We start from the raw sequence: 25,522 nt of genomic DNA, 5'->3' as shown, positions 1-25,522 counted from the left end.
GCTTTATCCATGGGTCGGCGGAGTAAACAATCTCACATGAAGCTTGCGAGCCGTCGGCACCTCTTCTACCTGTATTTGCGTGAAACGTGGCGACGGACAAGGCGCCGGTTTGCGCTGATGCGCTTCCGGCTGACACGGTCTTCCGTGCAGATTCCGGAACGGCTGATCGTCGCCCCCACCGATCTCAGGATCATCGATCCCTTCGTCGCCGAAGAAATCCTGGAAGGGCGCTTTCCGCTTGCCGGCCGCGTACTCGCCACCAATGGCGAATCGCCCTTCGTGATGGACATGCCTTCGCGGGCTTTCGCACACAGGCTTCACGGTTTTACCTGGCTTCGCCATATCCGCGCCGATAAGACGGACAATGCCTGTTCGAATGCCCGCGCCATCGTCGATCAGTGGATCCATATGCATGGCCGTCGCGTCGGCGGTGTCGCCTGGGATCTCGATGTCACGGCGCAGCGGCTCATCTCCTGGCTGTCCCATTCGCCCGTCGTGTTGCAGGGCGTGGAGAGCGGATTTTACCGGCGCTTCATGAAAAGCCTGGCGGTGCAGATCCGGTATCTCCGGCGCATGGCGCGCCATAGCCCGGATGCGGAGGCGCGGTTCCGCGCCCGCATCGCATTGGCCATGGCATCGGTCGCCATGCCGGTTCGCGCCTCGGCGCTGCGGCGGGCGGGAATGGAGCTCGACCGGGAAATCGAACGCCAGATCCTGCCGGATGGCGGTCATGTCTCCCGCAATCCAAGGACGGCGCTCGACCTGTTGCTCGATCTGCTGCCGCTGCGCCAGACCTATGTCAATCTTGGCCACGATGTTCCCGCCAAGCTGATCCCCGGTATCGACCGCATGTATCCGGCCTTGCGTTTCTTCCGCCACCAGGGTGGCGACCTCGCCTTGTTCAACGGTGCGACGTCGACGCTCGCCAACGAGCTGATGTCGGTGCTGCGGTATGACGAGACATCGGGCCAGCCGTTCCGTATGCTGCCGGATCTTGCTTACCATCGTCTTTCGGCCGGCAATACGGTGGTGATCGTCGATACCGGCTGTCCGCAATCGGTCGACCTGTCGCGTCTGGCGCATGCCGGATGCCTGTCCTTCGAGATGTCGTCGGGCCGGCACCGCTTCATCACCAATTGCGGCGCGCCGAAATTCGCTGCCGACGCCTATCGCCAGATGGCGCGGTCGACGGCAGCGCATTCGACCGCGGTTCTCAACGACACCTCGTCGTCGCGCCTGTCGCAGTCGGAATTTCTGGGGCCGGTCATGGTTGCCGGCGTTTCGGCCGTCGAGGTGTCGCGGGTCGATACCGCCGACGGCAGCGATTGCCTTGTGGCGTCGCACAACGGTTATGCCCTGCCTTTCGGCGTGCTGCACGAACGCGAGTTCCGGCTTTCGGCAAACGGGACGCGACTAAGCGGTTTCGACCGGTTCCTGCCCATCCCGGGACGCAATGCCGGCGGCAGCGATACGAGGGATGTCGTTCTGCGATTTCACGTCCACCCGGCCATCGACATCGTTCCGAAGAGCGAGGACAGCATTCTGCTCAGCGCTCCGGACGGGGAAACCTGGCTGTTTTCGGTGCCGGGGCAGATTATCGAGATCACCGAGGACGTGTTTTTTGCCGATTCCTCCGGCGTGCGCCAATCCGAGCAGCTGGAAATTGCCTTCTCCGCCGTCGCCGTGGCGGAAATCCGCTGGGAACTGGCGCGGCAGAAATAGTTTCGTTCCCTCCGGCGCCAAGCTGTGATAGGCGACCCTCGATCGCAATTTCCGCTGCAGGCTATCCGGAGCACGTTCATGGCTGTCGTTTCCAAAAAAATCCCCGCCCCTGACAAGGTCAAGATCCGCACGGCGCTTTTGTCCGTTTCCGACAAGACCGGCATCGTCGAGTTGGCGCAGACCCTGATCGCCCACGGCGTTCGCCTTTTATCGACCGGCGGCACACACAAGGCGATTGCCGCCGAAGGCCTGCCGGTGACTGACGTTTCCGAACTCACCGGGTTCCCGGAAATCATGGACGGCCGCGTCAAGACGTTGCATCCGCGTGTCCATGGCGGACTTCTGGCCATTCGTGACGATGCCGAGCATGTTGCGGCGATGAAGGAACACGGCATCGAATCCATCGATCTCGTCGTCATCAATCTCTATCCGTTCGAAGACGTTCGCGCCGCCGGCGGCGATTATCCGACGACGGTGGAGAATATCGATATCGGCGGCCCGGCGATGATCCGCGCTTCGGCCAAGAACCATGCCTATGTGACGATCCTGACCGATCCGGCCGATTATCCGGCTGCCATGCAGGCGCTGCGTTCCGACGACGGCCAGACCTCCTACGCCTTCCGCCAGACGCTGGCCGCCAAGGCCTTTGCCCGCACCGCGGCCTATGATGCTGCCATTTCCAACTGGTTTGCCGAAGCCCTCGACATCGAGATGCCGCGCCACCGCGTCATCGGCGGCGTGCTGAAGGAAAAGATGCGGTACGGCGAAAACCCGCACCAGAGCGCCGGTTTCTACGTCACCGGCGAAAAGCGCGCCGGCGTGGCCACCGCCGTGCTGCTGCAAGGCAAGCAGCTCTCCTACAACAACATCAACGACACCGATGCCGCCTTCGAGCTGGTCTCGGAGTTCCCGGCCGACAAGGCGCCGGCCTGCGCCATCATTAAGCATGCCAATCCTTGCGGCGTGGCGACGGGCACCAGCCTGCTCGATGCCTATCGCCGGGCCTTGTCCTGCGACAGCGTTTCGGCGTTCGGTGGCATCATTGCGCTGAACCAGACACTCGATGCCGCTGCCGCGGAAGATATCATCAAACTGTTCACCGAAGTGATCATCGCGCCTGACGCCAGCGACGAAGCCAAGGCGATCGTCGCCCGCAAGCCCAACCTGCGCCTTCTGGTGACCGGTGGCCTGCCCGACCCGCGTTCGCGTGGCCTTTCGGCCCGCACCGTCTCCGGCGGCCTGCTGGTGCAGACCCGCGACAATGGCATGGTGGAAGATCTCGACCTGCGGGTGGTGACGAAGCGGGCGCCGACGGCGCAGGAACTGGAAGACATGAAGTTCGCCTTCACCGTCGCCAAGCACGTCAAGTCGAATGCGGTGGTCTATGCCAAGAACGGCCAGACGGCCGGCATCGGCGCCGGGCAGATGAGCCGGGTGGATTCGGTGCGCATCGCGGCGCTGAAGGCGGAAGATGCGGCCAAGGCTGCCGGTTGGGACGGGCCGACGACCCGCGGTTCGGCCGTGGCCTCCGAGGCCTTCCTGCCCTTCGCCGACGGCCTGCTGGAAGCGATCGCTGCCGGTGCCACCGCCGTCATCCAGCCAGGCGGTTCCATGCGTGATGAAGAGGTGATTGCTGCGGCCGACGCCCATGGCATCGCCATGGTCTTCACCGGCATGCGGCATTTCCGTCACTGATATTTTTGAGCCGTTCCGGTCTGCTTCCGGTGCGGCGTAAAAAGATCGAGCCGGCCGGGTCATGTCCCAGCCGGCTCTTTCGTTTTTTCGGCAGGATAAGGTGTTGCAACCAGCAGGATCAGCCCTGCCAGCAGGAAGACAAGCAGCGTCGCCATGCCGAAGCGGGCGGAGCCGCTCCAATAGGTGACGAGCGAGAAGCTCAGCGTTGCCATGAAGCTGGTGGCGCGGCCCGACAGCGCATAGATGCCGAAATAACGCCCGGCTTCCGAGGGGCTGACGCTGCGCGCCAGATAGGACCGCGACGACGCCTGGACCGGACCGAAGGACAGGCCGACCAATAATCCGTAGAGCAGGTAGATCTTTTCCGCAGCGGTGCCGAACAGGCCGCCGCCGTCGGCGGTGGGAAGCTGCACGAGTCCGAAGAGCGTGAAGCCCTGCCCCGTCGAGACCATGCCGAAGGTGGCGGCGAGCAGCAGCACGAGGCTGATCAGGACCGTGACCTTGGAGCCGAGATGCCGGTCGATGCTGCCGGCGGCCCAGCAGCCGAAGATGGCGACGACATTGAGAATGATGCCGAAAACGCCGATCTCGATCGTCGCCCAGCCGAACATGGCGGCGGCGAAGGTGCCGCCCAGGATCAAAAGGCCGTTGACGCCATCCTGATAGAGCATGCGCGCCACGAGAAACCGCAGGATGCCGGCCCTGTGCTTGAGTTCGCCGAGCGTCGTACCGAGCTCGCGCAACCCGGTGCGAACGGCGGCGGCAAACGGCAGCCCGCGCGGCGCATCCGGTGTGAAGAAGAACATCGGCAGGATGAACAGCAGGTACCAGACGGCGGAAATCGGTCCGGTGATCCGCGCATCCTCTCCAGCTTTGGCATCCAGTCCGAACAGCGGATCGAGCCCGAGAAGCGTTTTTCCGCTCTCGGGATTGGCGGCCAGGAACGCCACGACGGTGATCAGCACGATCATGCCGCCGAGGTAACCGAGGCCCCAGGCGAGGTTGGAAATGCGCCCGACATCCCGCTTGTCGACCAGCCGCGTCATCATCGAATCGTTGAAGACGATCGAAAACTCCGCCGAGATCGATGCCAGCACCATGAAGACGATCGGATAGATGATCGGCGAGCCGGGTTCGGCAAACCAGAGCAGGCACAGGCTGACGATCTTGATCGCCGCGAAAAAGGCGATCCACGGCTTTCTGGCGCCGGACTGGTCGGCGATCGAGCCGAGGATCGGCGACAGGACGGCGATGATGATCGCCGAAACCGTCGCCATGTTGCTCCAGGCCGCTTGCGCGCCCACGGGATCTTCCGTCAGGCGCGCGACAAAATAGGGACCGAAGATGAAGGTCGTCACCACGGTGAAGAACGGCTGGGCGGCCCAGTCGAAGAGCATCCAGCCCCAGATGCCCCGTGAGGATCTTGGCAGCGTTTCCGTTGCCAAGCTCGTCACGCTGTCCTTCTCCCTGCCGTCGGAGCGTATGGCGTCATTCCGTCAGGCCCCGGGCCAGGTCGCCAAGCAGGCCGGCGGCGACGGTCAGCTTGGCAAGGCTGGCATCGCCGCTGTCGCCGAGCAGCACCAGCTGTTCGCCGAGACGGTTGATGCGAATGCGATCTTCCGCCTGCCAGGCCTGGACCGGCTGCTTCTCCTTCGGATGACGCGTCAGCGCCGTCGTGACGATGTCGCGCCGTGCCGCCGAGATCTGGTCGAGGCTGCGGGACAGCGCCAGGTTCTCGTAATGATCGGCGGGCATGATGCGCTGGCCGCCGGCGAGCAGCCGGCCGATGCGGAAGGTCTGCGACACCGCAAAATAGCATTCGGCGGCGCGCACGAGATTGTGACCGGTGCGGGCGGCGATCTGCATGATCTCCGGCGTCAGGACGAGGCCGAGCAGGCCGGCGACATCCTTGGCCAGCGCTTCCGGCACGCCGGACGCCACGTATTCCGCTTCCCGCTCCTCGACCTCCTTCGCCATGTCCGCCGGCATGACGGACTGGATGCTCGACTTCAACCCCTTGACGCCCGCCAGCAGCCGGGCGCCGGCTTCCTCGACCGTGCCTTTTTCCAAGCCGGTCTTGAGGATCAGCCGGGTAATGCCGGCATAGAAGCTGCCGATATCGGCATAGAGGCGGTTCTGTGCCTGGCCGCCGATCTTGCCGTCCAGCGCATCGGTTTCGGCCCAGAGGCGGGTCAGGCCGAAACCGTCGCGTGCCAGCGAGGCAGCCTTGACCACTTCGGAAGAGGTCGCACCCGTCGCATCGCTCATCTGCACCACAAAACCGGGACCGCCGCGGTTGATGACCTCGTTGGCGAGCACGGTGGCGATGATTTCACGGCGCAGGCGGTGGGCGGCGATGTCGCCGGCATAGGCCTTCTGCATCTTGCCCGGGAAATACTGCATCAGCACGCTCTGGAAGGCTGCATCGTCAGGCAGGTCGCCGGAGATCAGCGCGTCGAAGAGCACGAGCTTGGCGTAAGAGAGCAGCACGCCGATCTCCGGCCGCGTCAACGGCTTTCCGGCGGCATACCGTTCGGCGAGCGCCGCATTGTCCGGCAGGACTTCCACCTTGCGGTTCAGCTGGCCGGCCGCTTCCAGCACGTTCATGAGCCGGCTCAGTTCTTCGGCGTTGCCCTGCCCTTTTCGCTCCGTCATCGAGATCGCCAGCGACTGCAGGTAGTTGTTGCGCAGCACCAGGGCAGCGACCTCGTCGGTCATCGAGGAGAGCAGCTGGTTGCGTTTCGGCCGCGGCAGGCGGCCGTCCTGCATCGGGATCGACAGGGCGATCTTGATGTTGACCTCGACGTCGGACGAATTGACGCCGGCCGAGTTGTCGATGGCGTCCGAGTTGCAGCGGCCGCCCTTCAGCGAGTAGGCGATGCGGCCGCGCTGCGTCACGCCAAGGTTGGCGCCCTCGCCGATGACGCGGGCGCGCACCTCGTCGGCGGTGACGCGGATCGGGTCGTTGGCACGGTCGCCGACATCCGTATCGGTTTCATTCAGCGCCTTGATATAGGTGCCGATGCCGCCGAACCACAGGAGATCGACCTGCGCCCGCAGGATGGTGCTCATGATTTCGAAGGGCGTCGCCACCGTCTTGTCGAGGCCGATGGCGGCTGCCGCCTGCGGCGTCAGGCTGACGGATTTTTCCGAACGCGAGATGATCATGCCGCCGGCGGACAGGCGCGAACGGTCGAAATCCTGCCAGCTCGACCGCGGCAGGCCAAACAGCCGCTTGCGCTCGGCAAAGGTGGTAGCCATGTCCGGATCGGGATCGATGAAGATGTCGCGATGGTCGAAGGCGGCGATCAGCCGGATCTTTTCCGACAGCAGCATGCCGTTGCCGAAGACGTCGCCCGACATGTCGCCGACGCCGGCGACGGTGAAGGGCGTCGTCTGGATGTCGATGTCGAATTCGCGGAAGTGGCGCTTGACGGTTTCCCAGGCGCCGCGGGCGGTGATGCCCATCTTCTTGTGGTCGTAGCCGGCCGAACCGCCGGAGGCGAATGCGTCGTCGAGCCAGAAGCCGGCTTCCTGGGCAAGCCCGTTGGCCGTATCGGAGAAGGTCGCCGTGCCCTTGTCGGCGGCAACGACGAAATAGGGGTCGTCGCCGTCAAGCCGCAAGGTATCGGCCGGCGGCACGATGTCGGTGCCGACGATATTGTCGGTGATCGACAGCATCGTGCGGATGTAGGTCTTGTAGGCCTCGGTGCCGGCGGCGAAGACCGCGTCGCGGCTGCCGCCCACCGGCAGCTGCTTGGGGAGGAAGCCGCCCTTGGCGCCGACCGGCACGATGACGGCGTTCTTGACCTGCTGCGCCTTGACGAGGCCGAGCACTTCGGTGCGGTAGTCCTGGGCGCGGTCCGACCAGCGCAGGCCGCCGCGCGCCACCTTGCCGAAGCGCAGGTGCACGCCTTCCACCTCGACGCCGTAGACGAAGATTTCGCGGAAAGGCCGCGGTTCCGGCAGGCCGTCCAGCAGTTTCGGATCGAGCTTGAAGGCGAGCATCGCCTTCGGCGAACCATCGGCGTTGTGCTGGAAATAGTTGGTCCGCAGCGTCGAATCGATGGCGTTGACGAAGCGGCGCAGGATGCGGTCGTCGTCGAGGCTCGGCACGGAGGCGAGCGCCGTCTCGATCTTCTGGTGCAGCTCCGTGAGTTTCTTGATGCGGACCTTTTCGGCGAGATCGGGGGCCAGCATGGTGTTGAACAACTGGAAGATCAGCGCGGCGATTGCCGGATATTTCCCGAGCGTGTCGGCGATATAATCCTGCGAATAGGCGATGCCCGTCTGCCGCAGATAGCGGGCATAGGCGCGCAGCACCGTCACTTCGCGGCCGTTGAGATCTGCCGAAAGGATGAGACGGTTGAAGCCGTCATTGTCGATGCGGCCTTCGAAGGCGGCGATGAAGGCATCCTCCAGAACCTTGCCGTGCCTGGCGAGGTCGACCCGGCGGCCGTTTGCCGTCTCGAGGATCATGTCGTGCAGCACCACCAGGGCCTCACCGTCCTTACGGGCGACATGAATGTCGAAGGTGCGTTCGCTGATGACGTTGAAGCCGAGGTTTTCGAGCAGCGGCACGCGGCGTGACAGGGCGAGGTTCTGGCGGCCGTGGAAGATCCGCAGCGACAGGGTTTTGACGCCGTCGCTGTCGCGGTTATGGAAGCCGATGCGGATCGCTGCACCTTCGGCGCAGGCGGTGATGTTGGCGAGGTCGGCAACCGTGTCCTCAGGCGTGAACGCTTCCTGGTAGGCCTGGCCGACGTCGATCGCCGGGGCTTTCGGTCCGGCCAACGCCGCAAAGCGCTCGTCCCAGCGCGAGGCGATGCGGCGGATCGTTTCCTCCAGCCTGGCCTGCGGGATGCGCGGCGTGGCGCCGGCGGAGCGGCCGATGATGAAATGCACCCGGGCGACGCCACCCTCGGGGAAAGCCGGATAATAGGCGGAAACCCGGCCGTCATAGACGGTCTTCAGATAGTCGCCGATCTTTTCCCGGACGACGGAATTGTATTCCTCGCGCGGCACGTAGACGATCACCGATACGAAACGGTCGAAATGATCGATGCGCGGCAGCACGCGCACGCGCGGCCGTTCGGACAGTTCGTTGATCTGTTCGCAGAAACGCGCCAGCAGGCTGGTATCGATCTGGAACAGATCGTCGCGCGGATAGGATTCCAAGGTGTTCTGCAGCGTCTTGCCGGAATGGCTCTTCGGGTCGAAACCGAAATGGTCGATGACCTTCTCGACCTTGGAACGCAGCAGCGGGATCTGTGCGGCGGCATAAGTATAGGCCGTCGAGGTGAACAGGCCGACGATGCGCAGCTCGCCGACGACATTGCCCTCCTCGTCGAAACGCTTGACGCCGATGTAATCCATGTAGGCGCGACGATGCACGACGGACTTGACGTTGGCCTTGGTGACGATCAGGAAATCCGGCCCCTGCAGGAAGGCGAGGATTTCCGGGGTGGTCATCACCGCGTCCTTGCCCTGGCGCAGCACGCGGACATCGGGATCGGAGAGGATGCCGAGGCCGGTGCCCTTGTCGCGCTCGATCTTCGCCTCTTCGCCCTTGCCGGAATAGACGTAGTCGCGCATGCCGAGGAAGGTGAAATTGTCCTGGCGCAGCCAGTCGAGGAAGGCATAGGCCTCGTCGCGGTCGGTCTTGCGGCGGGTGCCGCCGAAGGCGGCGAGCTCGCTCATCACCGTGTCCAGGCGCGACAGCATCGGCTGCCAGCCGTCGACGGCGACATGCACCTGGTTGAGCAGGTGTGTCAGGCGGTTTACCAGATCGGCCGCCTGCTCCGCCGTCAGCGGCGCCAGATGCAGCTGAATGTGGCTGACCCGGCTTTCCGGCGTGCCGGGGCGATCGGCGGAATACAGGGTGACTTCCCCGTCGGCCTGCCGCAGCAGGATCGGATGAACGGCGAGATGGATGTCGCGATAAGAAGAGGTAACCTCGCCCATGACCGAGTCGTAGAGGAAAGGCATGTTGCGGTCCGTGACCGTCAGCACCGAGACGGGCACACCCAGCGGATCGACGCCTGCAAGCGTTTCCACGTGAACGCGGGCGGCATTGCCGTTCCAGGCGCCCAGTTCGCGGGCGGCGTGGGCTGCGGAAAGGGCGAGCATCTCGGGAGAATAAAGCTCCAGGTCGTCATTGCTGGCACGCCCGAAGAGCAGTGCGGGATCGATGAACGCCTCCCCCGTCGCCGCGGCGATCTTGCGCGCGCTTTCGATCTGTTTTTCGCGTTTCGGTGTGTTTTTGCTGCCCATCGACGTCATTCCCCCATGCGGTTCGGCGAAGTTTAGTCAAATTGCGAATAAATGATTGTCAAATCATGATGGAAACGCCGATTTTTAAAAAATTATGACCTCGAAACGGCAAGGGTAGCCGCAGCCGCGCAATTTTTTGATTTTCCGGCCTCTTCCTGTAGATAGGAGAAGAAGTTCATCATTTTGTGAATGCGGTTGACATCGACGGCCGAAAGGGATGAACAACGCTGCTGGTGCAGATCGGAAGAGGTCCCATGAGCGAAGATAAGCGCGGCGCGGTCATTGTCATCTCCAGCCATGTGATCCGCGGTTCGGTTGGAAATCGGGCAGCCGTCCTCGGCCTGGAGGCTCTCGGCTTTCCGGTCTGGGCGATGCCGACCATCGTTTTGCCCTGGCATCCCGGCCGCGGACCTGCAACCCGGCTTACCTTTCCGGAAGGCGATTTCGACAAGGCGATCGACGACCTCATCCGTGCGCCGTGGATCGACGAGGTCTCGGCAGTGCTGTCGGGTTATTTCGCCAACCCGGCCCAGGCGCATGCCGTGGCGCGGCTGGTGACGGCGCTCAAGGAAAAGAAGCCGGATCTGATGTATGTCTGCGATCCGGTGATGGGTGATCTCGGCGGCCTCTACATCGCCGAGGCGACGGCGACGGTCGTTCGCGACCAGTTGATCCCGCTGGCGTCGCTGGCGACGCCGAACCGCTACGAGCTTGCCTGGATGGTCGGTTCGCAGCTGGACGACAACACCGCAATCATGGATGCGGCCCTGTCGCTGGGGCCGCCGCGCATGCTGGTGACGTCCGCCGTGCCGATGATGGCCGGCGGCACGGGCAATCTTTATCTTTCCGGCCGCCATGCGCTGCTTGCCGAACACCGGCTGATCGACAATCCGCCGAACGGGCTCGGCGACCTGCTTGCCGCCGTTTTCCTGGCGCGGCTTCTGGACGGGGTCGACGAGGAAAAGGCCTTGCAGCTCGCAACGGCCTCGGTCTACGAAATCCTGGCACGCACGGCCAAGCGGGGCAGTGACGAGTTGACGCTGGAAAGCGATCTGGCAAGCCTGTCGACGCCGATGGCGATGGTGCAGATGCGCCGCCTCGTCCATCCGGCCCAGCAGCGCAAGCGCTGAGCCCGGCGTGCCGCGACAATCGTTAATGACGTGAAAGAAGGATCCCCAGAACCATGCATCGTTTTCCTTCGCCGCTCCTGGACGGCTACAGAAATTTCATGGACGGTCGTTACATCGAGGAACGCGAACGGTATCGCGCTCTGGCGGAAAACGGCCAGAAACCGCAGATTCTTCTCATTGCCTGTTGTGACTCCCGCGCCGCGCCGGAGATCATCTTCGGCAGCCGGCCCGGCGAGCTTTTCGTCATGCGCAACGTTGCCAACATGATCCCGCCCTATGAGCCGGACGGGCATTTCCATGCGACGTCCGCAGCCCTCGAATATGCTGTTCAATCGCTGCGGGTCAAGGATATCGTCGTCATGGGCCACGGTCGCTGCGGCGGCATCCAGGCCGCGCTCGATCCGGCGGCCGAGCCGCTGTCGCCGGGCGATTTCATCGGTCGCTGGATGAGCCTCCTGAAACCGGCGGCCGAGCAGATCCAGAGCAACGACGTCATGACCGCAAGCGAGCGGCAGACGGCGCTGGAGCGCGTCTCGATCCGCAACTCGATCAGGAATCTTCGGACCTTCCCCTGTGTCAGCATCCTGGAGGAGCGCGGCAAATTGCAGGTGCATGGGGCGTGGTTCGATATTTCCAACGGCGAATTGTGGATCATGGACGCCAAGACCGGCGATTTTCGTCGTCCCGACCTCGAAGAAGTCGTTTCCGAGCCGGAACAAGACGTGGTTGCGCCGCCGGACGCCTAGCGCGCGGCGTGTCCATGCGTTCAGATGTTCTTAACGGCGGAGGGCTAGTTTTCGTATCCGGAAGAATTTCATGTCGAGGGCGGTTTCGCGCGTGACGGTCTTCCATGCAGTTGTCTTATCGGCGGAAACCGTTCATGAACCTGACGACCATCAAGAACGTGGTGATGGCGGCGATTTTCTTGCCGTCGCTGTTCATGCTCATCGGTTCCATCGCCGTGGTGCGCACCTCCTACCTGGAATATCTGGCGCTCGACGAGGACAAGCATTACGCCGACCTCCTGTCGCAGGCCGGCTCCATCGCCGCCTCGGCCCTGCCGCAGGAGGCCCGTACGACGATCGCCTATCTGGCCGACGATAGCCCTCGAACCACGTCGGCGATGCACGAGGCGCGCATGGCGATGGACCAGGCGCGCCAGGATTTTTATTTTGCCGTGTCCGACGCGGTGATCGTCGATGACAGGCTCGAGCAACTGCTGGAGAGCTGGAAGGAAACCCACCAGAACATTCTTGCTTTCCGGGCGAAGGTCGATGCCGGCGAGGCGTCGGTGCGGGAAATCATCGGGGCCTATCGTCCTTCGGCCCTGATCCAGCTCGAAGTGGTGGATTTCCTGGGGACGCGGATCACGGACAGGACGCTGCTGCATAAGTCGGTCGAGTTCTTCAACATCCTCACGACCCATCAGGGCGGGCTGGTGACGAACTTCCTCGTTCGCCGCAGCCTGGCCGAAAACGGTCTCGACGTCGCCGACCGTGATGCCCTGGCGACAGCCCAGGCCCTGCATCGCGCCGGCATCAGCCAGTTACGATATCACACCGACACGCCGGTCATCAACGATATCATGGCCTTCGAGCAGTCGGAGACCGGAAAGAAGATCGAGCGATTCGCGCAGGCCGTACTCGCGAACGTCCTGCCTTTGGCTCATGATTCGGTCAACGAATGGGATAAGCTCCAGAAGGTGCGGTTCGATTTCTGGCGGGCGAAGATCGGTGAAGAAATCGCCGACATCCGCAAGTCCGGCGACGACCTGGCGGCGCGTGCCCGTCTCCACCTGATGCTGGTGCTCGGCATATCGGTAACGCTGCTGGTGCTCGTGGCAGTCGTCATCATCCTTGCAGCGCGCGGCGTCAACCTGGTCGGCAGGCTGACCCGGGAACGTGAAATCCTGATCAACGAGTTGCGCAGTGCCGCCCAAACCGATCTTTTGACGGGACTCTACAATCGCCGCGGTTTCGAACAGGCTGCCGTGACGATCCTCAGCCAGGCGGTCGGCCTGCGCTGGGTCTCGATCGTCCTGTTCGATCTCGACCATTTCAAGCAGGTCAACGATGCGCATGGCCACGATGCCGGCGATGTGGTCCTGAAAGAGATCGCCCTCGTCGCACGGCGGAATTTCCGCAATTTCGATCTGCTGGTGCGCCATGGCGGCGAGGAGTTCCTGGCACTTCTGCCCGATTGCACCATCGAAGAAGCGTCGCGGATTGCTGAAAAGGTCCGGATCGCCATCGAGGCGGCGGAGATCGCCCTGCCCAACAGCGAAAAGCTGAAGATAAGCGCCAGCTTCGGATGTGCCGGACGCGAGGAAAAATCCGGCCGCCATGTTCTCGAACCGCTGATCAAGCGGGCGGATCTGGCTCTTTATGCCGCCAAGCTCCCCGGCCGCAACCGGGTGGTGGCGGATGCCTTCATTCCCGACAATCAGGACCGGTCGCGCAAGCGCATGGCGTGAAGCGGCCCTTTTTCATCCGGTGCCGGCCGACAAGGCTCAGCTTTCATCCAGACGCGAAGCCCCATAAACAAAACCCCGCTGGAGGGCGGGGTTTGCAGATCGTTGAAGATTTCGCGGCGATTACTGACCGTCGATCTGGGCACCGATATGGGCGATGGCGCGCTGATAGACCGATGCGGCGTTCCAGCCCTGCAAGGCACTGAAATTCGTCTCGCCCGGCTGATAGCCGCCGCCGCGGCTCCAGCCGTGGCCGCGCAGGAAGTTGGCGGTGGACGCAAGCGCGTCCGCCTTCGAACCGACGAGGTCGATGCGGCCGTTGCCGTCGCCATCGACGCCGTAGCGGACGACGTTGCGCGGCAGGAACTGTGTCTGGCCGATTTCACCGTGTGCCGCGCCGCGGGCGTTCGGGCTCAGCGAACCGTTGCCGACGAGTTGCAAGGCTGCATAGAGCTGGTCGGTGAAGAAGTCGGAACGGCGGCAGTCATAGGCCAGGGTGGCGACGGCCGACAGCGTGTGCTCCTTGCCGAGGAAGCCGCCAAAACCGGTCTCCATGCCCCAGATGGCCAGAAGCGGGCCGGCCGGCACGCCGTAGCGCTGCTCGATGCGGGCAAACAGCGCCGCATTGCTCTTTTTCATGCTGCGACCGCGGGAGATGATCGCCTGGCCGCCGCGCTTCTGCATGAACTGTTCGAAGGACAGCTTGAAGCTCTTCTGGCCGCGGTCGGCGCGAATGGTGGCGGTGTTGTATTGTACGCCGGCAAACGCTTTCTTGAGCACGGAGGCGCTGACACCCTGGCCGGCTGCCTGCCGCTGGAAATCGTCGACCCAGGCCGAGAAGCCGGCGGCATTGTTGCCGCATTGGGCGGCGGAAGCGGCCATCGGGGCCGCGACGAAGGCCGCCGCGCCCGCAAGTGCCGCCAGGACCATGTTCTTGACGCGCATGAAAAACCCCGTGTTCAGATCTTCGATCGTGTTTGAAACATGCCGGTAACGGCCATACCTATCGTCGTTGCCTCAACAGAACGCCAGTACATCGTGCTGCAAGCTCGCGATGAATAGAAAATCATTACCTCGGGCATGTAAAGGAAAAGCTCCGCAGTCCCGGAACGGGACATGCGAAGCTTTTATTCGATAATGGTTTCTAAAGCGTATCAGGCCGCCTGCTTCTTGGCCTTGATCAGGCCGCGGTTGACCAGCAATTCGGCGATTTGTATTGCGTTGAGGGCAGCACCCTTGCGCAGGTTGTCGGAAACGACCCAGATGTTGAGGCCGTTCTCGACCGTCGCATCTTCACGGATTCGTGAAATATACGTGGCGTCCTCGCCGGCGGATTCGTACGGGGTGACGTAGCCGCCGTTCTCGCGCTTGTCGATGACGAGGCAACCCGGTGCCTCGCGCAGGATGTCGCGGGCCTGGTCGGCGGTGATCTCGTTTTCGAATTCGATGTTGACCGATTCGGAATGGCCGATGAAGACGGGCACGCGCACGGCCGTGCAGGTGACCTTGATCTTCGGATCGAGCATCTTCTTGGTTTCGGCCAGCACCTTCCATTCTTCCTTGGTGTAGCCGTCTTCCATGAACACGTCGATGTGCGGGATGACGTTGAAGGCGATGCGCTTGGTGAACTTCTTGTTCTCGATCGGATCGGCAACGAAGACGGCGCGCGTCTGGTTGAACAGCTCGTCCATGCCGTCCTTGCCGGCGCCGGAGACCGACTGGTAGGTCGAGACGACGACACGCTTGATCTTGGCGAAGTCGTGCAGCGGCTTCAGCGCGACGACGAGCTGCGCCGTGGAGCAATTCGGGTTGGCGATGATGTTCTTCTTGGTGAAGCCGGCAACGGCATCCGGATTGACTTCCGGAACGATCAGCGGCACCTCGGCGTCGTAGCGCCAGGCAGACGAGTTGTCGATGACGACGCAGCCCTGCGCGCCGATCTTCGGCGACCACTTCTTGGATACGTCGCCGCCGGCCGACATCAGGCAAATGTCGGTGGTGGAGAAATCGTAGTTCTCGAGGTTGGAAACCTTCAGAGTCCTGTCGCCGAAGGAAACTTCCGTGCCCTGCGAACGGGCGGAGGCGAGAGCCACCACTTCATCGGCGGGGAAACCGCGCTCGGCGAGGATATTGAGCATTTCCCGGCCGACATTACCGGTTGCTCCCGCGACTGCTACCTTGAAACCCATGTTTAAGCTCTCTTTCTCTTCTCTCCGCGGGCTGGTGAGGGGAAGCCGCGAAAAACGCGGTTTCCGATCCCCGGCCGAGCCGGGGAGAGAGCGGCAGGCCAGAGACGTCAGACGGTTTTCGTCGTCGTTTTGGCCTTGGTTTTGGAAGAAACCGGAGCAGGAGACATCCGCCCGGCAGATCGTGCCAGGTGATTCCGGTCAGCGATGACATCGCGCAGGATCATGTACGGTTTCCTTTTCCGCTGCTGCTATTACGATTTTTTGCCGCGGAGTCAAGTCGCTTTGCCGGCCAGCGGCAAGCCGGTCTTTTACGCGCCGGACTTTGTTTCCTCGATGAAGGCGACGAAGCCGACCAGGAATTCCGCAAGCCGCTCGCGGATCTTGTCGTCGATGAGTGCGCCGGAGGCATCGAATGCCGCGCCGGCATGCGGCACCATCAGGCGGCCGCCGAACCAGGCGCGGGCTTTGAGCGTGCGCAGCACCGGCAGCCAGGCGTCCTGCGACAGGATCGTGCCGAAATTGCCGGGCGAGGCGCCGAGCACCGCGACGGGGCGATCGCCGAAGATGCGGGCGATGTCGGCACTCGGCCGCGTCATCCAGTCGATGGCGTTCTTCAGCGGGCCTGGCAGGGAGTTGTTGTATTCCGGCGTGACAATGATGAGCCCGTCGGCGGCGGCCACCTTCTCCTTGAGGGCCGAAACCGCGGCGGGAATCCCCGATTGTGCTTCCAGATCGCCGTCGTAGAGCGGAATGCCGTGGATGGTCTGTGCGTCGAGCGCCGCACCGTCCGGCATCAGCGATACGGCTGCGCGAAGCAGAGCGGTGTTGTAGGAGCCTTTGCGCAGGCTGCCGGAGATACCGACCAGGGTCACCATGGGTTGCCGTCCTTTCATGTGCCGGGCTTGCGCTTTCAGTTTTGGGCCATGCGTGCCGCGAAATCCAGCCGGAGGCTGCGACAATTTGCATGGTTTCATTAGACTAAAGTCATAATCCCAAAGGCGCTCTCTTCCTTGCCGCGGTTTTCTGCCACTCTTGTCATGAGCGTGCCCGTCCGTCTGGACGACCTGGAGGAGAGCAAGGGTTCCGGCACGCCTACATTTTTTGCATTCTGTGGAGGACAGACAATGGCAAATGTCGCAACTGCGGAGGGCGCCAAGGCCCGGCCCATGACCGGCGAGGAGAAGAAAGTCATCTTCGCCTCGTCGCTCGGCACCGTTTTCGAATGGTATGATTTCTATCTGTACGGCTCGCTGGCGGTCTATATCGGCGCCAGCTTCTTCAGCCAGTATCCGGAAACGACGCGCAACATCTTCGCGCTTCTGGCTTTCGCCGCCGGCTTCCTGGTCCGCCCCTTCGGTGCGCTGGTCTTCGGTCGCCTCGGCGACCTCGTCGGTCGCAAATACACCTTTCTCGTCACCATCCTGATCATGGGTCTTTCGACCTTCCTGGTCGGTGTCCTGCCCGGGTCCGCCTCGATCGGCATTGCAGCACCCATCCTGCTGCTCGCCCTGCGCATGCTGCAGGGCCTGGCGCTCGGCGGCGAATATGGCGGTGCGGCAACCTATGTCGCCGAACATGCGCCACATGGCCGACGCGGCTTCTTCACATCGTGGATCCAGACCACGGCGACGCTCGGTCTTTTCCTGTCGCTGGTGGTGATCATCCTCGTGCAGATCGCCCTCGGCAAGGAGGCATTCGCCGCCTGGGGCTGGCGCATTCCCTTCCTGCTGTCGTGCGTCCTGCTCGGCGTGTCCGTCTGGATCCGTCTGAAGATGAACGAATCGCCAGCCTTCAAGAAGATGAAGGAAGAAGGCAAGGGCTCGAAGGCACCGCTGACGGAAGCGTTCGGCCAGTGGCGCAATGCCAAGATCGCCCTGCTCGCGCTGTTCGGTGCCGTCGTCGGCCAGGCCGTCGTCTGGTATTCCGGCCAGTTCTACGCGCTGTTCTTCCTGCAGAACATCCTGAAGGTCGATGGCCAGTCGGCCAACATCATGGTGGCGATCTCGCTTCTGATCGGCACCGGCTTCTTCGTCGTCTTCGGCGCTCTGTCGGACAAGATCGGCCGCAAGCCGATCATCATGGCCGGCCTCATCCTTGCCATGCTCACCTATTTCCCGCTGTTCAAGGCACTCACCTGGGCCGGCAACCCGGCTCTGGCGGAAGCTCAGGCCAATGTCCGTGCCACCGTCACCGCCGATCCGGCAGACTGCAAGTTCCAGTTCAACCCGACCGGCACGGCGAAGTTCACCACGTCCTGCGACATCGCGACCTCGTTCCTGACACGCAACTCCGTCCCTTACGACGTGGTTGCAGGTCCGGCCGGTTCGCCGGCAACGGTGAAGATCGGCAACGAAACGGTCACCAGCTACGATGCCGTCGCCGCCGGCGACCAGGCAAAGGCGCTGAACGGCGCTTTCGAAAAGCAGGTCAACATGGCGCTGCATGACGGCGGTTATCCGCTGGTGCGCGGCGCCGCCAAGGTTGCGGATGCAAAGCTCGACGCCTTTGTTGCCGCCAACCCGGAACTCGGCCTGAATGCCGAAGCCATCCGTGCCGGCGAAAAGGCGACGGTTCCTGCCGATAAGCTGGTGGCCGACAAGCTCCTGACCGCCGAAGAAGCGAACGGCGTCACCGAAATGGCGGTCTACACGATCGCCAATGGCGGCGCCTTCTCCATGGTGGCCGATCCGGTGCGGGTGAGCTGGGTTGGGGTCATCGCCGTGCTCACGGTTCTCGTCATCTACGTGACGATGGTCTACGGCCCGATCGCGGCCTTGCTGGTGGAGCTCTTCCCGACCCGCATTCGCTACACCGGCATGTCGCTGCCCTATCACATCGGTAACGGCTGGTTCGGCGGCCTGCTGCCGGCGACGGCTTTCGCGATGAGTGCGGCCAAGGGCGACATCTATTACGGCCTCTGGTATCCGATCGTCTTCGCCGGCATCACGCTGGTGATCGGCATCCTGTTCCTGCCGGAAACCAAGGACCGCGATATCCACGCCGACTGAGCGTCGGGTTCGATCCGAAGCGGCCGGCGACATCTGCCCGGCCCATCCCCCGGCGCTTCCGGCGCCGGGTTTTTTATGTCCGGAGCGCCGGATGGCGCGGTGTCGGCCAGCCGTTGTCGCTGGTGGCGAAGACCAGGCCGTAGCGTGAAAAGACGATCGCCATGAAGAAGGAGAACCAGCCGCCGAAGGCCAGGCCGGCAATGATGTCGCTCGGATAATGCGCCCCCACCATCAGGCGGGTCATGCCGAGCCAAAGGCCGGCGGCAAGGAAGATCGGCGACCAGCGCGGACAGAGCAGCGCCAGCGCGACGAAAAACGCGCCGATGGTGGTGGAATGGCCGGAAGGAAAGCTTTCGAAGCCGGCATCGCCGGCGAGAGGATGGAAGCCGAAGGCGCCGAACTGGTCGAATTTTTCCGGTCGGGCGCGGCCGATCAGGCGCTTGAGAAGATTGGCGAGAAGGCCCGAAGCGGCAATGCTGATCAGCACATAGGCGCCGACGGCGCTCATGAACATCGCCCGTCCCCGTTCCGTCGGCGAACGCAGCAGCCGTGCCAGCGCAAGCCCCTCGAAAAGCAGGAAGGCGCTGATGAAGAGGATCCATCCGGATTTGCCGAGATCGGTCAGGTTCCGGCCGAAAAAGCGGATCTCTTTCGGCAGATCCCGGGCATTTTCGCCAAAATGGCTATCATAGAGAAGCGCAAGGATGAGGACCAGATTGCCGGTCAGGAAAAGAGCGGCCTGCCAACGCAGGCATGGCCATTTGCCACGGTTGCGCCGCATGCGCCGATCGAGCGTCGCCATCAGGTTTTTCATCGGCGTCCCCTGCCCCGGTCCCCACGCGGCAGGGCCGACGTTCGTTCTAGATCGCCGCTGCTACAGTTTTTTTAAAGCCGCCGGGCGGAGTGCTGAAAAATCGTCATGCCGATGAAGCGCGGCCGGGGCCAGCCCTCCGGCGACAGGGTGAAGATGACGCCGTAGCGGGCAAAGACCACGGCCGTGGCAAAGGCGAACCAGGCGCCGAGCGCCAGCCCGGCCACGACATCGCTCGGATAATGCACGCCGATGATGATGCGTGTCGCGCCGAGCCAGAGGCCGAGGCCGACGAACAGCAGGCGAAACCGCGGGAACAGCAGCGCCAGCGCCACGAAGACCGCGCCGACATGCGCCGAATGGCCGGAGGGAAAACTTTCATACAGAAAGCTGCCGTTGAAGGGATCGAAGTGGAAGATGCCCGTGCTGTCGTACAGCAGCGGCCGCGCCCTGCCGATCGCCAGTTTCAGGATGTGGACCGTCACGCTGGCGGCGACGACCGAAAGGCTGAGATAGACCGCCATCTGCGTCAGGATCGCCATGCGGTAGCGGCGGCGGACGTTCGACAGCCGTTTGCCGATGAGCAGGCTGACGGCAATCACGGTGACGGTGACCGTCAGGATCGTCGCCAGCTTGCCGATGTCGGTGATGTCGCCGGCGATGGTCACCAGGCGGTGAGGCAGATCCTTTGCCGTCCGTCCCAGGGCCGCATCGAAAACGAAGAAGGCAATGGCGATGACGTTCAGCGCCGAAAGCGTATAGCCCAACCAGGCCAGGCGCCTGTGATGCTGCGCTCTCGCCCGATAGCGTTGCGCCAGTCGCGCCAGGAAACGGTTATGGACGGATATGGGCAGGATCATCGCTCCGGTCGGCCACGGTCCTGGCGGAGATAGGAAGGGCAGGACCTTCCGTCAATGAAACGCCGCCTCTCCAAAGTGGAGAAGCGGCGTTTTATGTTTCACGTGAAAAGCGGAAATGCCTTACGCCGAAATCGCCTTGAACTCGGCGAGGATCGCCTCGCCCATCTCGACGGTGCCGACCTGCTTGCAGCCTTCGGCCATGATGTCGCCGGTGCGGATACCCTTGTCGAGCACGTTGGCGATGGCCTTTTCCAGGTTATCCGCCTCGGTGACGAGGTTGAAGGAATAACGCAGGCACATGGCGAAGGAAGCGATCATGGCGATCGGGTTGGCGATGCCTTTGCCGGCGATGTCGGGAGCCGAACCGTGCACCGGCTCGTACAGCGCCTTGCGCTTGCCGGTCTTGGCGTCCGGGGCGCCGAGCGATGCGGACGGCAGCATGCCGAGCGAACCGGTCAGCATGGCGGCGACGTCGGAGAGCATGTCGCCGAACAGGTTGTCGGTGACGATGACGTCGAACTGTTTCGGCTGGCGCACCAGCTGCATGCCGCCGGCATCCGCCAGCATGTGCTCGAGCTGCACGTCGGAATATTTCGCCTTGTGCGTTTCCGTCACCACCTGGTTCCAGAGCACGCCCGACTTCATGACGTTGCGCTTCTCCATCGAGCAGACGCGGTTCTGGCGGGTGCGGGCCAGTTCGAAGGCGACGCCGGCGATGCGCTCGATCTCGTAGGTATCATAGACCTGGGTGTCGATGCCGCGCTTCTGGCCGTTACCGAGGTCGATGATTTCTTTCGGCTCGCCGAAATAGACGCCGCCGGTGAGTTCGCGCACGATCAGGATGTCGAGGCCTTCCACCAGTTCCGGCTTCAGCGACGAGGCGGCCGCGAGCGCCGGGTAGCAGATCGCCGGGCGCAGGTTGGCAAACAGTTTCAGGTCCTTGCGCAGGCGCAGCAGGCCGGCTTCCGGGCGAACCTCGTAAGGAACGGCATCCCACTTCGGGCCGCCGACGGCGCCGAACAGCACGGCATCGGCGGCGAGCGCTTTGGCCATGTCCTCTTCCGAAACGGCAGAGCCATGCGCATCATAGGCCACACCGCCGACCAGGCCTTCGTCGAGAACGAAACCCGTGCCTTTCGCCTCGTTCAGATAGGCGATGATCTTGCGGACCTCGGCCATGGCTTCCGGACCGATGCCGTCACCCGGCAGAAGGAAAAGATTGCGCACTGTCATGGAAAAACCCCTGTATTGGGACGCTTGTTTTGGGAAAGACGTTGCGGGCGTTCTTAAACGCCGCAGTCCTGTATTTCAAGCAGCGTCACTGCGATCTTGGCGAGGTTTTGCCGTGCGGCTACAGGTGAGCGGCGCAAGGCGGGCCGCCGTCCTGCGGGCAACAAAAAAGCAGCCCTGGACCGGGCTGCTTCATGATGATGACCGTCTTCTCGCCGGATCTGGCTCAGGCCCAGGGGCGGCTTTCTGCATTCGACTTCTCGAAGCTGTCGATGCTGGCCGCCTTTTCGAGCGTCAGGCCGATGTCGTCGAGGCCGTTGAGCAGGCAGTGGCGCTTGAAGGCGTCGATGTCGAAGGAGATGCGACCACCGTCCGGACCGGTGATTTCCTGCTCTTCGAGATCCACCGTCAGGATGGCGTTGGAGCCGCGCTGGGCGTCGTCCATCAGTTTTTCCAGATCTTCCGGGCTGACGACGATCGGCAGGATGCCGTTCTTGAAACAGTTGTTGTAGAAGATGTCGGCGAAGCTGGTGGAGATGACGCAGCGGATACCGAAATCGAGCAGGGCCCACGGTGCATGCTCACGCGAGGAGCCGCAGCCGAAATTGTCGCCGGCAACCAGGATTTTTGCGTTCTGGTAGGCGGGCTTGTTGAGCACGAAGTCTTCGTTCAGGCTGCCGTCTTCCTTGTAGCGGGCTTCGGCGAAAAGGCCGGTGCCAAGACCAGTCCGCTTGATCGTCTTCAGGTAATCCTTCGGAATGATCATGTCGGTGTCGATGTTGACGACCGGGAGCGGCGCAGCGACGCCGGTGAGCTTTGTAAACTTATCCATGGGACCTGCCTTGTATCATGCGGACGTGTGTCATGCGGATTTCCCCTGCCAATAGAGGAAATCCGGGCAAAATTGAAGGAGAATTTTGACAGGCGTCCGTCGCGGCAGGCCGGCAGCATGCTGCCGGAGAGCGAATCACATGTCGATGATCGTGCCGCGGCCGTCGTTCCAGACGCGATTCGGCTGGCGGCCAGTGCGGGCACGCACCGGAGCCGGTTTCAGCTTCATGGAAACGGCACGGGCGATCATCACGGCCGCAAGCACGCCGGCAAAGGCAAGTGTCACGGAAAAGGTGAGGAACGCAAGCACGGCGACCAGAGTAACGGCGGAGAGGGTGAAGAAGAATGAACGGAGGTTCTGCATGATTTTCAAGCCTTTCTCTGATTGCAATGTGGTCCCTTGATTGCCCTTGTGCAAGGGGAGCGTGGCATTTTGTTGACTTGCGCCGCCGGTCAAAGCTTGGCAGAACTTGGTCATGCCTGCTTCGTCGCATTTCCGCTCCGTCCATCTGCGCCGCTCGGTCCTCAGCGTGCCCGCCATCAACCGCAGGGCGCTTGAAAAGGTGCACGAACTGGATTGCGATGCGGTGATTTTCGACCTGGAGGATTCGGTCGCACCGGAGAAAAAGGCCGAAGCGCGCGACAACCTGAAACGGTTTTTTTCGCAAACGCCGCTTGCCGGCCGCGAAGCCATCATTCGCATCAATGCCCTGTCCTCGGATTTCGGCGCCGAGGACATGGAGACCGTGCTGGCGCTGCGTCCGCAGGCCGTGCTGCTGCCGAAGGTCGACAGCCCCGATGACATCCTGGCGGTTTCCGATCTCCTCGATGAAAACGACGCGCCGGAGAGCCTGCGGATCTGGGCGATGGTGGAGACCCCGCGCGCCATCCTCAATATCGCGGCGATCGCCGAGACCGGGCGCACCGAAGGGCCGCGGCTCGATTGTTTCGTCGTCGGCCTCAATGACCTGCGCAAGGAGACCGGCGTCCTGCCGCTGCCCGGCCGCACCTATCTCGTGCCGTGGCTGATGCAGGTGGTTCTCGCCGCCCGCGCCTACGGCCTCGACGTCATCGACAGCGTCTGCAACGATTTTCGCGATCTCGACGCCTATGATACCGAGTGCGGCCAGGGCCGCGCCATGGGGTTCGACGGCAAGATGCTGATCCACCCCGCCCAGATCGACGCCGCCAACCGGCATTTTGGCCCGGCTGAAGCGGCCGTCAGGGAGGCCAAGGCGATCATAACCGCCTTCGCCGATCCCGCCGCCGCCGGCCTCGGCGTCGTCAATCTCGACGGACGCATGGTCGAGCGCCTGCATCTTGAAGAGGCCGAGCGATTGATGCAGAAAGTCCGCCTCATTGCCGAACGAAAGGCTGCCCGATGAAACTCTACCGCTTCCTGACCGGTCCCGACGACGCGTCCTTCTGCCACAAGGTCAGTGCCGCGCTCAACAAGGGGTGGGAGCTTGAAGGATCGCCGACGCTTTCCTTCAACAGCCAGACGGGCCAGATGATCGCCGGCCAGGCGGTGGTGAAAACGGTGCACGGCAAGGAATACGATCCGGAGATGAAGCTCTCCGAGCAATAGAGCAAGTTCCAGCAAAAGTGCGCAGCGGTTTTTGCGTCCGGAATTGCGTAGAAACAAAAAGATAGAGTATTTCGCTTTCCAGAGAATTGCCCTGACGCTCAGTGCCCGTCCGCTGCCGTCTCGGCGCTTTCCTCGATGCGCTCCATGTCGTCGTCGCTGAGGCCGAAGTGGTGGCCGATCTCGTGGATCAGCACATGGGTGATGATATCGCCCAGCGTTTCTTCGTTCTCCGCCCAATAGTCGAGGATCGGCCGGCGATAGAGCGTGATGCGGTTCGGCATCTCGCCCGTATCCATGGTGAAACGTTCGGTGATGCCGCGTCCTTCGAAAAGACCGAGCAGGTCGAAGGGCGTCTCGAGCGCCATGTCCTCGAACACTTCGTCGGTGGGAAAATCGGAAATCTCGATGATCAGGTTGTCGGTAAGAGAGCGGAATTCTTCCGGCAGGTTGCCATAGGCCTCAATCGCCAACGATTCGAATGTACTGATCGTTGGCGCATGACGTTCACGCCAATCTTCGGTCTGGTCGATACGGGCCATCATCGCTCCTTATTGCTGACACCATATAGGCCCTTTGCCGGCACTTTTCGAGTGCGGATTTCGGGACAGGAATAAATTCACAAAGAATCCTGTTGACTCTCCTGTGCACCTCTGGAATCCATAAGAACATAAAGTGAACATGGAGGCGCCGCACCGGATGGCCCGCCTCCTGCCCTGATGAAACGGGCCCTTATGACAATCGAATGAGGAGTGACGTCCATGGCCGGAAACGCCGTGGCGCGAGAGGCGCTTTTTGCCCTGCGCGAAACCATCGCCCGTATCGAAGGCAAGGTTTTGCCTGCCGATACCACCTGTGTCGGTTCAAAGGCGGAAAAGCCGTTCGCAGCCCGGCCGAAGCCGGGTGAGGAGCCGTCGAGCAGATTTTTGCCGCTTGGTGTGCCGGCTTTCGATGCGGTGCTGCAGGGCGGTCTGCCGCTTGGCGAACTGATGGAATTTCGCGGCGCCGAGTTGCGTGATGCCGGCGCCGTCACGGGTTTTGCTCTCGGTCTCTGCGTGCTGCTGCACCGGCATTTCGCAAAGGTGACCGGCCGGCCGCTGGTCCTGTGGATCGGCGAAAAGGTGGTGGCGATGGAAGCCGGCCTCCCCGTGGTGCAGGGGCTGCAGGATTTCGGCCTGCCGGCGAACCATCTTCTCTATGCCGCGCCGAAGGGCATCGACGAAGCCTTGTGGCTGGCCGAAGCCGGGCTGGAAAGCCGGGCCTTCTCGGCCGTGCTCCTGGAGGTGCGCGGCAATCCCGCCCGTTTCGGGCTGACGGAAAGCCGGCGGCTGAGCCTGAAGGCGCGGGCTGTCGGATGTTCCCTGCTGCTGTTGCGGCAGGCCGGAGAGGAAGAGGCGAGCAGCGCCGTTTTCCGGCTGCGCATCGGGCCGGCCCCGGCCGTCTCCCGGCGTCTGCCGGATGGCTCCACCCTGCCTTGGAGTCTCGGCAACCCGGCCTTTCACCTTGCTTTCGAAAAGAGCCGGCTGCCGGCTCTTGCGGATTTTTTCCTGGAGTGGAACCCCCATGACCGCCAGTTCTCTGCCCTCCCCCTTCCCGCCGCCGCTTCTGGCGAAAAGCCGCAGCCAGCGCATTCTGGCGCTCTACTTTCCGCATCTGGCGACCGACCGCATCGCCCGCAGCCGCTGGGGCATGTCGTGGCGTTGCACCGGGCGTCCTGA

General features: G+C 62.8%; 20 protein-coding genes. 9 read left to right on the top strand and 11 right to left on the bottom strand.

The features are described from left to right. The first annotated feature begins 36 nt into the window (after nt 1-36). Entirely contained in the window at nt 37-1,722 is a 1,686-nt protein-coding gene (locus DEM27_RS29495; protein ID WP_109461835.1) for a heparinase II/III family protein, read from the top strand. Between the two features lie 78 nt (nt 1,723-1,800). Beyond that, nucleotides 1,801-3,417, top strand: coding sequence for a bifunctional phosphoribosylaminoimidazolecarboxamide formyltransferase/IMP cyclohydrolase (gene purH, locus DEM27_RS29490; protein WP_109461834.1), 1,617 nt, complete (start codon nt 1,801-1,803; stop codon nt 3,415-3,417). Nucleotides 3,418-3,476: 59 nt separating this feature from the next. On the opposite strand, the gene DEM27_RS29485 is transcribed toward purH, so the two are convergent. Continuing rightward, nucleotides 3,477-4,871: an MFS transporter gene (locus DEM27_RS29485; RefSeq protein ID WP_245446214.1), complete on the bottom strand. Its 1,395-nt coding sequence runs from the start codon at nt 4,869-4,871 to the stop codon at nt 3,477-3,479. Between the two features lie 34 nt (nt 4,872-4,905). After that, nucleotides 4,906-9,690 carry an NAD-glutamate dehydrogenase gene (locus DEM27_RS29480; RefSeq protein ID WP_109461832.1) on the bottom strand — a complete coding sequence of 1,595 codons (4,785 nt, stop codon included), beginning with the start codon at nt 9,688-9,690 and terminating at the stop codon, nt 4,906-4,908. A 254-nt stretch (nt 9,691-9,944) separates the two neighbouring features. Here DEM27_RS29480 and pdxY point away from each other — a divergent pair, with 254 nt between their 5' ends. From pdxY to DEM27_RS29465, 3 genes are all read left to right on the top strand, one after another. Next, nucleotides 9,945-10,820 (top strand): pyridoxal kinase PdxY, encoded by an 876-nt coding sequence (pdxY, locus tag DEM27_RS29475; protein ID WP_109461831.1) that lies wholly within the window; start codon nt 9,945-9,947, stop codon nt 10,818-10,820. A 53-nt stretch (nt 10,821-10,873) separates the two neighbouring features. Continuing rightward, nucleotides 10,874-11,566: a carbonic anhydrase gene (locus DEM27_RS29470; RefSeq protein ID WP_109461830.1), complete on the top strand. Its 693-nt coding sequence runs from the start codon at nt 10,874-10,876 to the stop codon at nt 11,564-11,566. Between the two features lie 134 nt (nt 11,567-11,700). Further along, nucleotides 11,701-13,293, top strand: coding sequence for a GGDEF domain-containing protein (locus tag DEM27_RS29465; RefSeq protein WP_165823670.1), 1,593 nt, complete (start codon nt 11,701-11,703; stop codon nt 13,291-13,293). Between the two features lie 120 nt (nt 13,294-13,413). Here the strand turns inward: DEM27_RS29465 and DEM27_RS29460 are convergent, their stop codons facing one another. The 3 genes from DEM27_RS29460 to DEM27_RS29450 all read right to left on the bottom strand — a co-directional run bounded on the left by DEM27_RS29460 (nt 13,414) and on the right by DEM27_RS29450 (nt 16,354). Further along, nucleotides 13,414-14,235, bottom strand: a complete 822-nt coding sequence (locus DEM27_RS29460) for a lytic murein transglycosylase (protein WP_109461828.1) — start codon at nt 14,233-14,235, stop codon at nt 13,414-13,416. Nucleotides 14,236-14,444: 209 nt separating this feature from the next. Continuing rightward, nucleotides 14,445-15,479, bottom strand: coding sequence for an aspartate-semialdehyde dehydrogenase (locus DEM27_RS29455; RefSeq protein ID WP_109461827.1), 1,035 nt, complete (start codon nt 15,477-15,479; stop codon nt 14,445-14,447). Between the two features lie 308 nt (nt 15,480-15,787). Next, nucleotides 15,788-16,354, bottom strand: coding sequence for an NADPH-dependent FMN reductase (locus tag DEM27_RS29450; RefSeq protein ID WP_109461826.1), 567 nt, complete (start codon nt 16,352-16,354; stop codon nt 15,788-15,790). Nucleotides 16,355-16,603: 249 nt separating this feature from the next. Here DEM27_RS29450 and DEM27_RS29445 point away from each other — a divergent pair, with 249 nt between their 5' ends. After that, a complete protein-coding gene (locus DEM27_RS29445) occupies nt 16,604-18,487 on the top strand; it encodes an MFS transporter (RefSeq protein ID WP_109461825.1) in 1,884 nt (627 codons plus the stop codon). A gap of 73 nt (nt 18,488-18,560) precedes the next feature. On the opposite strand, the gene lpxE is transcribed toward DEM27_RS29445, so the two are convergent. The 5 genes from lpxE to DEM27_RS29420 form a co-directional block, all read right to left on the bottom strand. Then, the gene (gene lpxE, locus DEM27_RS29440) at nt 18,561-19,301 is read right to left on the bottom strand and encodes a lipid A 1-phosphatase LpxE (protein WP_109461824.1); all 741 of its coding nucleotides are present in this window, start codon (nt 19,299-19,301) and stop codon (nt 18,561-18,563) included. A 71-nt stretch (nt 19,302-19,372) separates the two neighbouring features. After that, entirely contained in the window at nt 19,373-20,158 is a 786-nt protein-coding gene (locus DEM27_RS29435) for a phosphatase PAP2 family protein (protein WP_109461823.1), read from the bottom strand. A gap of 120 nt (nt 20,159-20,278) precedes the next feature. Next, nucleotides 20,279-21,391, bottom strand: coding sequence for a 3-isopropylmalate dehydrogenase (gene leuB, locus DEM27_RS29430; protein ID WP_109461822.1), 1,113 nt, complete (start codon nt 21,389-21,391; stop codon nt 20,279-20,281). A 223-nt stretch (nt 21,392-21,614) separates the two neighbouring features. Next, on the bottom strand, nt 21,615-22,220 hold the full coding sequence (gene leuD, locus DEM27_RS29425; protein WP_109461821.1) for a 3-isopropylmalate dehydratase small subunit: 606 nt from the start codon (nt 22,218-22,220) through the stop codon (nt 21,615-21,617). Nucleotides 22,221-22,355: 135 nt separating this feature from the next. Further along, nucleotides 22,356-22,583: a hypothetical protein gene (locus DEM27_RS29420; RefSeq protein WP_109461820.1), complete on the bottom strand. Its 228-nt coding sequence runs from the start codon at nt 22,581-22,583 to the stop codon at nt 22,356-22,358. A 112-nt stretch (nt 22,584-22,695) separates the two neighbouring features. Here DEM27_RS29420 and DEM27_RS29415 point away from each other — a divergent pair, with 112 nt between their 5' ends. Continuing rightward, nucleotides 22,696-23,604 (top strand): HpcH/HpaI aldolase/citrate lyase family protein, encoded by a 909-nt coding sequence (locus DEM27_RS29415; protein ID WP_109461819.1) that lies wholly within the window; start codon nt 22,696-22,698, stop codon nt 23,602-23,604. Continuing rightward, entirely contained in the window at nt 23,601-23,807 is a 207-nt protein-coding gene (locus tag DEM27_RS29410) for a DUF1737 domain-containing protein (RefSeq protein WP_109461818.1), read from the top strand. The genes DEM27_RS29415 and DEM27_RS29410 overlap by 4 nt, the downstream gene beginning before the upstream one ends. Nucleotides 23,808-23,905: 98 nt before the next feature. Here the strand turns inward: DEM27_RS29410 and DEM27_RS29405 are convergent, their stop codons facing one another. After that, the gene (locus DEM27_RS29405) at nt 23,906-24,346 is read right to left on the bottom strand and encodes a metallopeptidase family protein (RefSeq protein ID WP_109461876.1); all 441 of its coding nucleotides are present in this window, start codon (nt 24,344-24,346) and stop codon (nt 23,906-23,908) included. A 219-nt stretch (nt 24,347-24,565) separates the two neighbouring features. Between DEM27_RS29405 and DEM27_RS34800 the strand changes: the two genes are divergently transcribed. Further along, nucleotides 24,566-25,522 carry an ImuA family protein gene (locus DEM27_RS34800; RefSeq protein WP_245446211.1) on the top strand — a complete coding sequence of 319 codons (957 nt, stop codon included), beginning with the start codon at nt 24,566-24,568 and terminating at the stop codon, nt 25,520-25,522.

Source organism: Rhizobium album (genome assembly GCF_003122325.1).
Classification (GTDB): Bacteria; Pseudomonadota; Alphaproteobacteria; order Rhizobiales; family Rhizobiaceae; genus Metarhizobium; species Metarhizobium album.
The sequence above is the reverse complement of the archived record's forward strand: the minus strand, read 5'-3'. Positions and strand labels throughout refer to the sequence as shown.